This window comes from Azospira oryzae, assembly GCF_004217225.1.
Classification (GTDB): Bacteria; Pseudomonadota; Gammaproteobacteria; order Burkholderiales; family Rhodocyclaceae; genus Azospira; species Azospira oryzae.
Genome location: NZ_SHKM01000002.1, coordinates 791,587 through 805,467, shown reverse-complemented (window position 1 = coordinate 805,467; position 13,881 = coordinate 791,587). Strand labels below are relative to the sequence as shown.

General features: G+C 68.0%; 17 protein-coding genes. 12 read left to right on the top strand and 5 right to left on the bottom strand.

The annotated features are described in order from the left end of the window. Nucleotides 1-10 precede the first annotated feature (10 nt). Entirely contained in the window at nucleotides 11-1,117 is a 1,107-nt protein-coding gene (locus EV678_RS12885; protein ID WP_130459796.1) for a YeeE/YedE family protein, read from the bottom strand. Continuing rightward, complete coding sequence (queC, locus tag EV678_RS12880) at nucleotides 1,117-1,806, bottom strand: 7-cyano-7-deazaguanine synthase QueC (protein ID WP_130459795.1); 690 nt, start codon at nucleotides 1,804-1,806, stop codon at nucleotides 1,117-1,119. Before queC ends, EV678_RS12885 begins: the two co-directional genes overlap by 1 nt. Nucleotides 1,807-2,046: 240 nt before the next feature. Here queC and nifE point away from each other — a divergent pair, with 240 nt between their 5' ends. From nifE to EV678_RS12840, 8 genes are all read left to right on the top strand, one after another. Further along, the gene (gene nifE, locus EV678_RS12875; RefSeq protein WP_130459794.1) at nucleotides 2,047-3,504 is read left to right on the top strand and encodes a nitrogenase iron-molybdenum cofactor biosynthesis protein NifE; all 1,458 of its coding nucleotides are present in this window, start codon (nucleotides 2,047-2,049) and stop codon (nucleotides 3,502-3,504) included. Beyond that, a complete protein-coding gene (gene nifN / locus EV678_RS12870; RefSeq protein WP_014235662.1) occupies nucleotides 3,497-4,882 on the top strand; it encodes a nitrogenase iron-molybdenum cofactor biosynthesis protein NifN in 1,386 nt (461 codons plus the stop codon). The genes nifE and nifN overlap by 8 nt, the downstream gene beginning before the upstream one ends. A 22-nt stretch (nucleotides 4,883-4,904) precedes the next feature. Next, entirely contained in the window at nucleotides 4,905-5,333 is a 429-nt protein-coding gene (gene nifX / locus EV678_RS12865) for a nitrogen fixation protein NifX (protein ID WP_207222269.1), read from the top strand. After that, a complete protein-coding gene (locus tag EV678_RS12860) occupies nucleotides 5,326-5,796 on the top strand; it encodes a NifX-associated nitrogen fixation protein (protein ID WP_014235664.1) in 471 nt (156 codons plus the stop codon). Before nifX ends, EV678_RS12860 begins: the two co-directional genes overlap by 8 nt. A gap of 154 nt (nucleotides 5,797-5,950) precedes the next feature. Next, the gene (locus EV678_RS12855; protein WP_014235665.1) at nucleotides 5,951-6,148 is read left to right on the top strand and encodes a CCE_0567 family metalloprotein; all 198 of its coding nucleotides are present in this window, start codon (nucleotides 5,951-5,953) and stop codon (nucleotides 6,146-6,148) included. Nucleotides 6,149-6,156: 8 nt separating this feature from the next. Then, nucleotides 6,157-6,537, top strand: a complete 381-nt coding sequence (locus tag EV678_RS12850) for a hypothetical protein (RefSeq protein ID WP_014235666.1) — start codon at nucleotides 6,157-6,159, stop codon at nucleotides 6,535-6,537. 21 nt (nucleotides 6,538-6,558) lie between these two features. Then, nucleotides 6,559-6,858, top strand: a complete 300-nt coding sequence (gene fdxB, locus EV678_RS12845) for a ferredoxin III, nif-specific (RefSeq protein ID WP_014235667.1) — start codon at nucleotides 6,559-6,561, stop codon at nucleotides 6,856-6,858. A 25-nt stretch (nucleotides 6,859-6,883) separates the two neighbouring features. Then, the gene (locus tag EV678_RS12840) at nucleotides 6,884-7,309 is read left to right on the top strand and encodes a nitrogen fixation protein NifQ (RefSeq protein WP_130459793.1); all 426 of its coding nucleotides are present in this window, start codon (nucleotides 6,884-6,886) and stop codon (nucleotides 7,307-7,309) included. On the opposite strand, the gene EV678_RS12835 is transcribed toward EV678_RS12840, so the two are convergent. From EV678_RS12835 to EV678_RS12825, 3 genes are all read right to left on the bottom strand, one after another. After that, entirely contained in the window at nucleotides 7,277-8,725 is a 1,449-nt protein-coding gene (locus EV678_RS12835) for a tetratricopeptide repeat protein (RefSeq protein ID WP_130459792.1), read from the bottom strand. The two genes, EV678_RS12840 and EV678_RS12835, sit on opposite strands and share 33 nt — an antisense overlap. Nucleotides 8,726-8,905: 180 nt before the next feature. Beyond that, the gene (locus EV678_RS12830; protein WP_014235670.1) at nucleotides 8,906-9,247 is read right to left on the bottom strand and encodes a zinc ribbon domain-containing protein YjdM; all 342 of its coding nucleotides are present in this window, start codon (nucleotides 9,245-9,247) and stop codon (nucleotides 8,906-8,908) included. Nucleotides 9,248-9,612: 365 nt separating this feature from the next. Further along, a complete protein-coding gene (locus EV678_RS12825) occupies nucleotides 9,613-10,041 on the bottom strand; it encodes a TOBE domain-containing protein (protein WP_130459791.1) in 429 nt (142 codons plus the stop codon). A 213-nt stretch (nucleotides 10,042-10,254) separates the two neighbouring features. On the opposite strand from EV678_RS12825, the gene EV678_RS12820 reads away from it, so the two are divergent. The 4 genes from EV678_RS12820 to modC all read left to right on the top strand — a co-directional run bounded on the left by EV678_RS12820 (nucleotide 10,255) and on the right by modC (nucleotide 13,791). Then, nucleotides 10,255-11,073 (top strand): TOBE domain-containing protein, encoded by an 819-nt coding sequence (locus EV678_RS12820; RefSeq protein WP_014235672.1) that lies wholly within the window; start codon nucleotides 10,255-10,257, stop codon nucleotides 11,071-11,073. Between the two features lie 45 nt (nucleotides 11,074-11,118). After that, nucleotides 11,119-11,898: a molybdate ABC transporter substrate-binding protein gene (gene modA, locus EV678_RS12815; protein ID WP_130459790.1), complete on the top strand. Its 780-nt coding sequence runs from the start codon at nucleotides 11,119-11,121 to the stop codon at nucleotides 11,896-11,898. A 125-nt stretch (nucleotides 11,899-12,023) separates the two neighbouring features. Further along, nucleotides 12,024-12,704, top strand: a complete 681-nt coding sequence (modB, locus tag EV678_RS12810; RefSeq protein ID WP_130459789.1) for a molybdate ABC transporter permease subunit — start codon at nucleotides 12,024-12,026, stop codon at nucleotides 12,702-12,704. Continuing rightward, on the top strand, nucleotides 12,694-13,791 hold the full coding sequence (gene modC / locus EV678_RS12805; RefSeq protein WP_130459788.1) for a molybdenum ABC transporter ATP-binding protein: 1,098 nt from the start codon (nucleotides 12,694-12,696) through the stop codon (nucleotides 13,789-13,791). Before modB ends, modC begins: the two co-directional genes overlap by 11 nt. Nucleotides 13,792-13,881 lie beyond the last annotated feature (90 nt).

Below are 13,881 nucleotides of genomic sequence, written 5' to 3'. Positions count from 1 at the left end.
GGTGGGCTGGCTATTCGTTGAGCATGCGCCGGTACTGCAGGCGCAGGGCCAGCCAGGCGCCGGCAATGATGGACAGGGTGGTGATGAGGCTGCCCAGGGCCAGGGTGGAGATGCCGGAGAGGCCCTGACCCACGGTGCAGCCGAGGGCGGTGACGCCGCCGAAGCCCATGAGGACGGCGCCGATGAGGTGGCTGGCCGTGTCTTCCGCATCGCGGAAGCCTTCCCAGCGGAAGCTGCGGCGGGACAGGGCCACCAGGGCGGAACCGGCGACGACGCCGAGCACCGTGGCGATGCCCAGGGTCAGCTTGCGGCTGGCGTCGCTCCAGGTGGCGAACAGTTCCAGGGCGTAGGCCGGCGGGGCGACGAAGGTGAGGGATTCCATGCGGCCGCTGTTGGTGCCAAGGAAAGCCGGCTGCAGGGTGTCGGGATGTTCGGTGACGAAGGCCAGATGGCCGCTGAGGAACCAGCCGCCCACCACGGCGGCGCCGATGGCCAGACCGCCGAGGATGTACTCGGCCTGGCGGAAGTCGGCGCGCAGCAGGGGCGCCGCCAGCAGCAGACCGCCGACGCTGCCGGCCACCAGGGCCGACGCCGTGGCCGGCGGCAGGCCCAGGAGAGGCTGCAACAGCCGGGGCAGGTCCTGGCCCGGGGCGGACAGATCCACGGCCAGGACATCCAGCAGGCCGACCCGCAGCAGGGCCGGCAGGCCCTTGAGGGTGGCCAGGGCGGTGAGGCCCATGACCAGGAACACCACCAGGGATTTGAGATTGCCGCCCCCCAGGCGCACCAGGGTCTTGGCGCCGCAGCCCGAGGCCAGCACCATGCCGATGCCGAACAGCAGGCCACCCACCAGGTGGGAAGCCCACAGCAGGCGGGGGGCGGTGTAGATGGAATTGGCCACGTCAATGAGGCCCGCCAGCTGCAGGCCGGCAGTACCCAGCACCGCCGTGCCCATGGCCAGCAGCCACATGCCCATGCGGTTCCAGTCCCCCATGTTCACGATGTCGGACACCGCGCCCATGGTGCAGAAGCAGGTGCGCTGGGCGACGGCGCCGAAGAGGCCGCCGAGGCCGGCGGCCAGCCACAGCAGGGGCGGCAGATCGGGCAGGCTGTCCATCAGGCGCTACGGTAGGGCGTGGGATCGGCCAGGCCGGCGGCGCGGAAGCCTTCGGCCCGCAGGCGGCAGGAATCGCAGACGCCGCAGGCCCGGCCCTCGTCGTCGGCCTGGTAGCAGGAGACGGTGATGCCGTAATCGACACCGAGGGCGGTGCCGCGCTGGACGATCTGGGCCTTGGTGAGGTCGATCAGGGGCGCATGCACATGCAGCTCGGCCCCTTCCACCCCGGCCTTGGTGGCCAGATTGGCCATGCGTTCGAAGGCGGCGATGAACTCGGGGCGGCAGTCCGGGTAGCCGGAATAATCCACGGCATTCACGCCGACGAATATGTCCTTGGCCCCCAGCACTTCGGCCCAGGCCAGGGCGAAGGAGAGCATGACGGTGTTGCGGGCCGGCACATAGGTGACGGGGATGCCGCCGGCCTGGACGCCCTCGACGGGCACGGCAATGGAACTGTCGGTGAGGGCGGAGCCGCCGAACTGGCCGATGTCCAGGCGCACCACGCGGTGCTCCTTGGCGCCGAGGGCGGCCGCCACCCGGGCGGCGGCCTGCAGCTCGGCCTTGTGGCGCTGGCCGTAGTCGAAGGACAGGCAATAGGGGGCGAAGCCTTCGCTCTTGGCGATGGCCAGGCAGGTGGCGGAGTCCAGGCCGCCGGAAAGCAGGACGATGGCAGGGCGAATGTCAGTCATAGGCGGGCAAATATACCGCGAGCGGGGGCCGGCATAAAGGCTGGCCCCCGGTCCGGCCGGGCTGGTGCCAAGTGCAACAAGAGGCGCCCCGGGGCTGTCGCGAAACCGACAGGACGGCGCCCCATGGCGCCGCCACGGCCCTGACGAGGCAGCAAAAACAAGTACTTTGGGGCAGTACCGGGCACTGGCACCAAACCTGCTACTTAAGGCTCACAAAAGAAAAATTGTAGGAGAGCCGACATGAGCGCGTTGCAACAGAAGGTGGCCAGTGTCCTGGAAGAACCGGGTTGCGCCACCAACCAGGCCAAGGGCGAGAAGGAACGCAAGGCGGGCTGCAAGAAGCAGCTCACTCCGGGCGCCGCTGCCGGCGGCTGTGCCTTCGACGGGGCCAAGATCGCCCTGCAGCCCATCGTGGACGTGGCCCATCTGGTACACGGCCCCATCGCCTGCGAAGGCAATTCCTGGGATTCGCGCCATACCCTCTCCTCCGGCTCCCATATCTACCGCACCGGCTTCACCACCGACATGAACGAGATGGACGTGGTGTACGGCGGCGAGAAGAAGCTCTACCGGGCCATCAAGGAAATCATCGACAAGTACGACCCGCCCGCCGTCTTCGTGTACCAGACCTGCCTGCCGGCCATGATCGGCGACGACATCGAGGCGGTGTGCAAGGCCGCCGCCGCCAAGTTCGGCAAGCCGGTGATCCCGGTGAATGCCCCCGGCTTCGTCGGCAGCAAGAACCTGGGCAACAAGCTGGGGGGCGAAGCCCTGCTGGACTACGTCATCGGCACCCGGGAGCCCGAGTACACCACCCCCTGCGACATCAACCTGATCGGCGAATACAACGTGGTGGGGGAGTTGTGGCAGGTGAAGCCCCTCTTCGACGAGCTGGGCATCCGCATCCTCGCCACCATCTCCGGCGACGGCCGCTACAACGACGTCGCCACGGCCCACAAGGCCCGGGCCGCCATCATGCTGTGCTCCCAGGCCCTGATCAACGTGGCGCGCAAGATGGAGGAGCGCTACGGCATTCCCTTCTTCGAGGGCAGCTTCTACGGCGTCTCCGACATGTCCGACGCCCTGCGCAAGATCAGCGCCCTGCTGGTGCGCCAGGGCGGCCCGGCGGATCTGCCGGAACGGGCCGAGGCCCTCATCGCCCGGGAGGAGGCCAAGGCCTGGGCCCGGCTGGAGCCCTACAAGGCCCGGCTGAAAGGCAAGCGGGTGCTGCTGTTCACCGGCGGGGTGAAGTCCTGGTCCGTGGTCTCGGCCCTGCAGGAAGTGGGCATGGAAATCGTCGGCACCTCCATGCGCAAGACCACCGCCAACGACCGGGAGAAGGTGAAGGAGATCATGGGCACCGACGCCCACATGTTCGACGAGCTGCCGCCCCGGGAGATGTACCGGATGCTCAGGGACTCCCAGGCCGACGTGATGCTCTCCGGCGGCCGCTCCCAGTTCGTAGCACTGAAGGCCAAGACCCCCTGGGTGGAGATCAACCAGGAGCGGCACCACGCCCTGGCCGGCTACGACGGCATCGTCAATTTGGTGGATGAGATCGACAAGGCCCTCTACAACCCGGTGTGGCAACAGGTGCGCCAGCCGGCCCCCTGGGAGCGGCCCGACTGGGAACAGGACCTCGAAGAATGGCAGTCCTGCAATCAGGAAGAATGCGCAGGCGAGGTGTGCCATGGCTGAGGTCAAGCACAGCAGGAAGGCCTGCGCCGTCAATCCGCTGAAAATGAGCCAGCCCATCGGCGCCGCCCTGGCCTTCCTCGGCATGGACCAGGCCCTGCCCCTGCTGCACGGCTCCCAGGGCTGCACCGCCTTCGGCCTGGTGCTCTTCGTCAAGCACTTCCGCGAGACCATTCCCCTGCAGACCACGGCCATGAACGAGGTCACCACCATCCTCGGCGGCCTGGAGAATGTGGAGCAGGCCCTGGTGAATATCCACAAGCGGGCCGCCCCGGCCCTGGTGGGCCTCATCTCCACCGGCATCACCGAGGCCAAGGGCGACGACGTGGACGGCTTCCTCCAGCTGATCCGGCAGAAGCACCCGGAACTGGCGGACATGGAGGTGGTGTTCGTCTCCACTCCGGACTTCGCCGGCGCCTTCCAGGACGGCTGGGGCAAGGCGGTGCTGCGCATGGTGGAGACCATCGCCAAGCCGTCGAACGTGCGCCGGCCCTGGCAGGTGAACATCCTGCCCGGCTGCCACCTCACCCCCGGCGACATCGAGGAGGTGAAGGAGATGGTGGAAGCCTTCGGTCTCACCCCGGTGGTGCTGCCCGACCTCTCCGGCTCCATGGACGGCCACATTCCCGAGACCTTCCTGCCCACCACCCTGGGCGGCACCCGGCTCGACGAACTGCGCAGCATGGGCGAGTCGGCCTACACCCTGGTCATCGGCGAACAGGGCCGGGCGGCGGCGGCAAAGCTGAAGGACATCGCCGGCGTGCCCTACACCGTCTTCGACCGGCTCACCGGGCTGAAGCCCTGCGACGACTTCCTAGCCCTGCTCTCCCGCATCGCCAACACCGAGGTGCCGCCCCGCTTCAAGCGCCAGCGCAGCCAGCTGCTGGACGCCATGCTGGACGGCCACTTCCACTTCGGCAAGAAGAAGGTGGCGGTGGCCGCCGAGCCGGACCTGCTGTACGCCCTCACCACCTTCCTCACGGAAATGGGGGCGGAAATCCAGGTGGCCGTCACCAGCACCGAATCCCCGCTCCTCAACCGGGTACCGGCGGACGAAGTGCTGATCGGCGACCTGGAAGACTTCGAGCAGGGCGCCGTCGGCGCCGACCTGCTCATCACCCATGCCCACGGCCGCCAGGCGGCGGCGCGGCTGGGCATCCCCTTCTGGCGCTCCGGCCTGCCCACCTTCGACCGCCTCGGCGCGGCCCACAAGGTGAGCGTGGGCTACCGGGGTACCCGGAACCTGATTTTCGAGGTGGGCAATGTCTTCATTGAAAACCTGCACGAAGCCGTCCCCGACGATTTCCGGCCGACCGCCGAACCCGCCGCCAGCTGCGGCACCGGCTGCGCGCACGGTGCGGCGGCTGTCGCTTGTCACTGAATCAACCAAGGAAGGTGCCGCCATGAGCAAACCGCTGAAAGTCGCATTCGCCACCGAGGACCTGCAACAGGTGGACGCCCACTTCGGCTGGGCCCGCAACATCGCCATCTACGACATCACCGCCGACAGCTCGGCCCTGGCCACCGTGGTCCGCTTCGAGGGAGACCTGAAGGAGGACGGCACCGAGGACAAGCTGGGAGCCAAGCTGGAAGCCATCCAGGACTGCGCCATCGTGTACGTGGCCGCCATTGGCGGCTCGGCGGCGGCCCGGGTGGTGAACATGAAGATCCACCCGGTGAAGGTGCCCAATCCGGAACCCATCACCGCCATCATCGGCAAGCTGCAGGCCGTGCTCAAGGGCACCCCGCCGCCCTGGCTGCGCAAAGCCCTGATGAAGGATCAGGAACGCAATTTCGACGACGCCCTGGAAGAGGAAAAATCCCATGTCTGATTCAGCTGTCTGCACAACTTTTGCCATTGCCGACTCCCCCTTCCTCTCCGAGCTGGTCAAGCAGCTGCGTTCCCAGGACAGCTACGGCCACTGGGACGGCAAGAGCGATGTGGAAGTGGTGGGTCCCTACGTGCTGGACAAGGAGGCGCGCAAGGCCATCCCCATCATCGACGACCCGGACCCGGAAGTGCTGTGGCGCCTGGAGCTGTACTACAACGCCATCGGCCTGGCCATCGAGCGCCAGAGCAAGGTGATGTGCGCCCCCATGATCAAGATGAGCCACGAGGGCTTCGGCCGCGTGGTGCTCATCGCCGGCCGCCTGGTGGTGTTCAACAAGTACCACCGGGACGTGCACCGCTTCGGCTTCGACTCTCTGGAAGCCCTGGCCGAACAGGGCGACAAGATCGTCAACGAAGCGGTGGCCATGATCGCCCGCTTTGGCGAGGTGGCGAATTACGGTTGAAAGGCTTTAGCCACAGAGGACACAGAGAGCACAGAGAAATTCCGGGCAGTAGCGGCGGCAATACGGATCGTCAAACCCCCCGGCGTTTCCGCTGCGATGTCTTCCCCTCTGTGATCTCTGTGCCCTCTGTGGCAACGATTTAAGGAATCCCCCCATGAGCGACAACCCCGAAGAACTGAAGGCCCAGATCAAGAAGCTCTCGGCCCAGGCCATGACCTGGAAGATGAACCTGCACGACCTCTCGGAGGAGCTGCCGGTGAACTGGGAAAACATCATGGAAACGGCCCAGAAGACCCACGACGCCTACGCTGCCCTCACCGCGGCGCGGCAGCGCCTGGCCGAGCTGGGCTAGGAGGAATCGTGGAACGCCTGCCCGACCTGACCCGGGACGAGACCTCCTGGCGCCGCGAATGGCAACGCTACCTGCCGGCGGACTACCGGCGGCGTACCGCGGTGCCCATCCGCTTCGAGCGGGAGGCGGACCTTCAGGCCGGCGGCGTGCGGGTCATGGGCTTCGACCGCTGGGGCGAGAACTGCTTCTACCACCACGTCTATGAAGTGCCCGCCCCCATCGTGGACGACGAGGAAGGCGCCTTCCAGGAAGCCCGCTGCTACGGCCAGTCGGTCTTCGCCTGGCGCCTCGCCGGCAACTGGCTGGTGTGCACCCGGGAGCACGGCGCCGCCGGCGCCTGCCGCCCGGAGCGGCGCCACTACGCCCTGGCCGCCACCCTGCCCCGCTGAATTTTTCTACAAGGAGCCATCATGTCTGTCTTCAGCGTCACCCTGCCCTCCGGTGTGGAGTGGATTCCCAACTTCGTGCAAAGCATCGACGACGAAAAGTGCATCGGCTGCGGCCGCTGCTTCAAGACCTGCGGCCGGGACGTGCTCTCCCTCATGGCCATGGACGACGAGGGCGAGCTGATCGCCATCGACGACGGCGACGACGACGAGTACGAGAAAAAGGTCATGACCGTGGCCCACCCGGAAAACTGCGTCGGCTGCGAGGCCTGTGCCCGCAACTGTTCCAAGAAGTGCATCAGCCACGCCCCGGCCAAGGCCTGAACCCGTTCCGCCCCGAGCCGCCGCCATGGACGCCGCCCACTACCTGGCCCTGATGGACCTGGGCCGTCTCGCCCGCCTGCCCCGGGCCCGGGACGACGAGTACGAGGACCTGCTGGCCCTCCTGCTCGACCATGGCAGCGGACCGGAGAGCCGGCCCCTGGCCGCCGCTGTGGCCAAGGGCTGCCTCGGCGATAACCACCTGTGGCAGGACCTGGGCCTGCCCCACCGGCAGGCCCTGTCGGACCTGCTGCGGGAACACTTTCCCCGGCTCTTCGCGCGCAACACGGGCAATATGCGCTGGAAGAAGTTCTTCTACCTGCAACTGTGCGAGCAGGCCGAGATCCGCGCCTGCCGCGCTCCCTCCTGCGGCGTCTGCGCCCATCTGGCCGAGTGCTTCGGCAACGAGGACGGGCCGGCCCTAGGCACCCTCTCCGTGAGCGCCCACCTCTAGGGCAGGGGCCCCGCTGTCAGGAGTTGCACCGGCCGCCCAGGCCGCCAGTTCCCCGGCCACCCGGGACACCACCTCGTCCCAGTCGCCCCGCCGCTCCTGGCGGAACAGGCGCATCACCCCCGGATACCAGGGCGAATCCTGGCGCCCTTCGAGCCAGCGCCAATCGGTCTTGTAGCGGGGCAGCAGCAGCCAGCAGGGCACGCCCAGGGCCGCCGCCAGATGGGCCACCGCCGTATCCACCGCAATCACCAGATCCAGGTTGGCGATGAGGGCCGCCGTGTCGGCGAAGTCCGTCAGCTCCGAGCCCAAGGCGGCGATGTGCATGCCGGCCGGGGGCCACAGGGCCTCTTCCTCCGCCTCGCCCTTCTGCAGGCTGACCAGGGCGATGCCGGGCACCGCCGCCAGGGGCGCCAGGGTCCACAGCCCGGGCAGGGAGCGCTCGCCGTCGTTCTCGAAGCGGGGATTGCCGCGCCAGGCCAGACCCACCCGCAGGCCTGCCGCCGGCAGGCGCCGCCGCCAGGCCTGGCGTTCAGGGGCGCCAGCCTGCAGATAGGGCAGGGCGGCGGGAATGCTGTCCACCCGGGTGGCGAAATGGCGGGGCAGGCTCATCAGGGGCACCCAGGCATCCCAGTCGCCCCGGGCGCCGGGCAGGTCGGCCAGGGGAATGACCCGCTCCACCCCCGGCAGGGCAGCGAAGAGGCGCACCAGGGCCGGCTGGCAGACCAGGCTGAGACGGGCGCCCCGGGCCTCAAGCAAGGGCAGGTAGCGGCAGAACTGGATCATGTCGCCGTGACCGGCCTCGCACAGCACCAGCAGGTGGCGCCCCGCCGGCGCCTCGCCGCGCCAGCGCGGGCAATGGGTGTGGGCCGCCAGTTCCCGGTACCAGGGCCGGGCCTCGAGGCACTCCCAGCCCGCCTCGTAGCGCCCCTGGCGCAGCAGCAGGTAGGCCAGGTTGATGTGGGCCGACGGCCGGTCCGGCTCCAGGCTGAGAGCCTTCAGCAGGCAGCGCTCGCCCTGGGCGAAATCCTCCAGGCAGATGCAGGCTGCCCCCAGATTGACCCAGGCCGCCGCCGCCCCGGGCAGCAGGGTAAGGGTCTGCAGGCACACCGGCAGGGCCTCCTCGGCCCGCCCCCGGGACAGCAGCAGGCCGCCCAGGTTGAGCCACACCGGCCCCAGGCCGGGATCTTCCGCCAGGGCGCGGCGGTAGGCGGCCTCGGCCTCCGCCCAGGCGCCCCGCTCCTCCAGCACATAGCCCAGGTTGGCCCGGGCCCGGGTCAGCTGGGGCGCCAGGACCAGGGCCTGGCGCAGGTGCGCTTCCGCCTGCTGCCCCTGCCCCGCTTCCAGACAGGCGATGCCCTGGTGGTAGAGGCGTTCCGCCCGGGCGGCTGCACTGGCGGAGATGGGGGGCAAAGTCATGGCAGCGGCGGCAGACCCTGACGGCGGGCGCCGTAAGTATGGCGATGCGGCAAATTTAGGGGCGGTCCCCGTTAAGTAGCTGACGGCCTCGGTAAAAGAATGTAAAGCCGCAAAAACAAAGGCCCGCCGGAGAGGCGGGCCTTGCTGCGGCGGGACCGGCGCTGCCGGTGCCTATACGACTCAGACCTTCTTCAGGAAGCAGGCCTTGAGCATGAAATTGCCCTGGTCCAGCTTGCAGTCCACCTCGTGGTCGCCGCCACTCACCAGACGGATGCTCTTCACCTTGGAGCCCTGCTTGAGGACGATGGAGGAACCCTTGACCTTGAGGTCCTTGATCAGCACCACGGCATCGCCGTCGTTGAGCACGGTGCCGTTGGCGTCCTTGATCACGGCGTCGGCTTCCTCTTCCGCCGCCGCGCCGGCCTGGGGCCATTCAAAACCGCAATCGGCGCAGACGTAGTTGTCGCCGTCCGGGTAGGTGTTTTCCAGGGTACATTGGGGGCAGGCGGGCAGGTTGGACATGGGGTTCTCCAGTTAACAGGGACGGGATTTTAACCGATCGCCGCCCTCCCCCGGCCAATCACCGGCATGCAGAAGGAATTCCGGCCTCCCGGCATCCGCCATCCGTACTATGATCCAGACAGTGCCGGCATCGCGCCGGCACCCTCATTCAAGGAGCAAACATATGGGCAGCAAGGACAAGAAGAAGGAATCCAAGGGCAAGAAGCCCCAACCCAAACCGGCAACCTGCCGCGCCTGATCCGGCGCACCCGGAGCAAAATTTCCCCAAAGGGGAAGCGGCCAGCACTCCTCGCCGCAGGAGTCGATGCCGCAAAATAGAAAAGCCGCCCGCGGGCGGCTTTTTCCTTGCCTGCTGGCCGAAAAACTCAGGCCGGCACGCCCAGCACCACGTGGCTGGCCTTGATCAGGGCGGTGGCCGGGCTGCCTTCCTTGAGGCCCAGTTCGGTCACCGCCTCGTTGGTGACCACGGCGTGCACCTGGGTGCCGCCGGCCAGGGCCAGCACCACATCGGTGTTGATGGCGCCCCGGGATATTTTCTGCACCGTGCCCTTAAGCTGGTTGCGGGCGGAGAACCTCACCTCGCCGTCGTCGGCCATGAGGATGACCCAGGGCGCCTTGACCAGGGCGAAGGCTTCCTTGCCCAGGGCCAGGCCCAGTTCCCTGACGCTGGCCTGGGTGACGATGGCGACCAGCCGGTCGCCGCCATCGGTGGTGATTTCGACCTCGGTATTGATGGCGCCGGCCGTGAGGGCGCTCACCTTGCCGGAAAAGACGTTACGGGCGCTGGTCTTCATGCTGAACTCCTTTTTGATCCGGGTTATTTTCAATTGCGCTATTTACTACATAATATCGCGCATGGTTCTTGCGTGATGAAGCGCAGTCTAGGTCGTTCCGTTGCATAAGTTCAACCATAGCGCTGTAAATCCCCGCGGTGGTGCATCAATGATCGCCCGCGCACCAGAATGGCTATGTAGTTTTGTATATTTCGTTACAAGGAAGAGGCTGTGATGTCCCAAAATCAACAGAAGCTGGTGGGCAAGCTGGCCCTGGAAACCGAGTTCGGCCCCTTTCTCGGCGACACCCGCATCCGCCTGCTGGAAGCCATCGACACCCACGGCTCCATTTCCCAGGCGGCCAAGGCCGTGCCCCTGTCCTACAAGGCGGCCTGGGACGCGGTGGATGCCATGAACAACCTGGCCGACGAGGCCCTGGTGGTGCGCAGCACCGGCGGCCGCCACGGCGGCGGCACCCTGCTGACGGACTACGGACGCAAGATCATCGCCCTCTACCGGGCCGTGGAGCAGGAATACCAGGGCGCCCTGGACCGCCTCGCCGGCCATATGGCGGAAATCAGCGAGGGCGACGTGCGCCAGTTCCAGTCCCTGCTGCGCCGCCTCTCGGTGCGCACCAGCGCCCGCAACCAGTTCGTCGGCAAGATCGTCGGCCTGCGCGACGGCGGCGTGGATTTCGAGGTGCGCATCGCCCTGGACGAATCCACCGAGCTGGTGGCCATCATCACCAGGGAATCCTCGGAGAACCTGGAACTGGCCCTGGGCAAGGAGATCTGCGCCCTGGTCAAGGCCTCCTCCCTGATGCTGCTGACCGAGGGCGCCGGCCGCATCACCGCCCGCAACCAGCTGTGGGGCGAGATCAGCCACATCCACGACGGCCCGGTGAATGCCGAGGTCACCCTGACCCTGCCCGGCGGCAAGACCCTCACCGCCGTGGTCACCCACGGCAGCATCGAGTCCCTGGAACTGGTGCCGGGCAAGAAGGCCTGCGCCTTCTTCAAGGCCTCCAGCGTGATCCTCGCCGCCACCGCCTGATTCCCGCTTTTCCCAATCCCCTTTCACGACCTTCGGAGAACCGCCATGACCCTGCCCCGCCGTTCCGCCGCCATCCTCGCCACCGCCCTCCTGGGCGCCTTCGCCGCCACCGCCGCCCGGGCGGACGAGGTGCAGGTGGCCGTGGCCGCCAACTTCACCGCCCCCATGCAGAAGATTGCCGCCCAGTTCGAGAAGGACACGGGCCACAAGGCGGTGCTCTCCTTCGGCGCCACCGGCAAGTTCTATTCCCAGATCAGGAACGGCGCCCCCTTCGAGGTCTTCCTCGCCGCCGACGACGAGACCCCGGCCCGGCTGGAAAAGGAAAACGGCATCCTGCCCGGCAGCCGCTTCACCTACGCCATCGGCAAGCTGGTGCTGTGGAGCGCCAAGCCGGCCATCGTGGACAACCAGGGCGAAGTGCTGAAGAAGGGCGGCTTCGATCATCTCTCCCTGGCCAATCCCAAGCTGGCCCCCTACGGCGCCGCCGCCGTGGAAACCATGAAGGCCCTGGGCGCCTACGACACCCTGGCGCCCAAGTTCGTGCAGGCCGAGAACATCGCCCAGGCCTACAACTTCGTCGCCACCGGCAACGCCCTGCTCGGCTTCGTCGCCTATGCCCAGGTGCTGGACGAGCACGGCCAGCTGAAAGGCGGCTCCGTCTGGCTGGTGCCGGGCAAGCTGTACAGCCCCATCCGCCAGGACGCCGCCATCCTGGAAAAGGGCACCATCAACGGCAAGGCCAAGCCCGCCGCCGAGGCCTTGGTCAAGTATCTGAAGGGCGACAAGGCCAGGGCCGTGATCAAGACCTACGGCTACGACCTCTGAGTCACCCCCTTGGGCCGAGCGGGGCGCCAGGCGCCGCCCCGGCCCCCTTTTGCGCCGGCTGCCACAACCACCACCTGCACCGCCCTTCGGCCATACTTACCTGACCCGACTGCCCCACGCCCCCCATGCCCTTCGGTCCCGATGATTGGAACGCCGTCCTGCTGACCCTCAAGCTGGCCGGTACCACCACCCTCCTTCTCCTGCTCTTCGGCACACCCATCGCCTGGTGGCTGGCCCGCACCCGCTCCTGGCTGAAAGGCCCGGTGGGGGCCGCCGTGGCCCTGCCCCTGGTACTGCCGCCGACGGTGCTCGGTTTCTACCTGCTGGTGACCCTGGGCCCCAACGGCCCCATCGGCCAGCTGACCCAGTCCCTCGGCCTGGGCCTGCTGCCCTTCACCTTTCCCGGCCTGGTGCTGGCCTCCGTGCTCTACTCCATGCCCTTCGTGGTGCAGCCCCTGCAGCAGGCCTTCGAGTCCCTCGGGGAACGGCCCCTGGAGGCGGCCGCCACCCTGCGGGCCTCGCCCTGGGACACCTTCTTCTCGGTAGCGCTGCCCCTGGCCCGGCCCGGCTTCGTCACCGCCACCATCCTGGGCTTCGCCCACACCGTGGGCGAGTTCGGCGTGGTGCTGATGATCGGCGGCAATATCCCGGAAAAGACCCGGGTGGTCTCGGTGCAGATCTACGACCACGTGGAAGCCCTGGAATACACCCAGGCCCACTGGCTGGCCGGCGGCATGCTGGTCTTCAGCTTCCTGGTGCTGCTGGCCCTCTACGGCAGCAAGGCAAGGAGCCGCCATGGCTACTGAAATGCCCAACGACGATCAGGCCATCCGCGCCCGCTTTCACATCGTCTACGGGGAATTTTCCCTGGCGGCGGACCTGACCCTGCCGGGCCGGGGCGTCACCGCCCTGTTCGGCCACTCCGGCTCGGGCAAGACCACCCTGCTGCGGGCCATCGCCGGCCTGGAGCGCCACCCCGGCGCCTACCTGGAGGTGAACGGCGAGGTGTGGCAGGACGGCGAGCGCTTCCTGCCCACCCATCGTCGCCCCCTGGGCTATGTTTTCCAGGAGGCCAGCCTCTTTCCCCACCTCAGCGTCGAGGCCAACCTGGATTTCGGCCGCAAGCGCCTGGCCGCCGCCGAACGGCGGGTGGACCTGGCCCAGGCGGTGGAACTGCTGGGCATCGGCCACCTCCTGGCCCGCCGCCCGGACAAGCTCTCCGGCGGCGAGCGGCAGCGGGTGGCCATCGCCCGGGCCCTGCTGGCCTCGCCCCGGCTGCTGCTCATGGACGAGCCCCTGGCAGCCCTGGACGGCAAGCGCAAGGCCGAGATCCTGCCCTATCTCACCCGCCTGCGGGAGGAGCTGGACATCCCGGTGCTCTACGTCACCCATTCCCCCGATGAAGTGGCCCGCCTGGCGGACCACCTGGTGCTGCTGGACAACGGCCAGGTGGCGGCCAGCGGCCACCTGGCGGAAACCCTGGCCCGCCTGGACCTGCCCACGGCAGTGAGCGACGACGCCGGGGTGGTGGTGGAAGGCCTCGTGGCCGGCCACGATGCCGCCTACCACCTGCTGGCCCTGGATTTCCCCGGCGGCCGGGTGCAGGTGGCCCACGGCCCGGAAAGCCCGGGCAAGCGCCTGCGCTTCCAGGTGCGGGCCCGGGACGTCAGCCTCTCCCTCTCGGAACGGGACGACAGCTCCATCCTCAACCGGGTGCCGGCCACGGTGGCCGCCATCGCCGACGCCGACACCCCGGCCCACGTCCTGGTGCGCCTGGAAGCCGGCGGCACGCCCCTGCTGGCCCGCATCACCCGCCGCTCCCGGGACCAGCTGCAACTGCAGCCGGGGAAAAGCGTGTGGGCCCAGATCAAGGCCGTGGCCCTGCTGGCCTGAGGGCTGCACGGCTGGCGAAGGCGACCGCCAGGCCGCGACTCGGGTTTTCTGCAGGCGCTGCCCGCAACGGCAAGCGGGACGCCACTATTC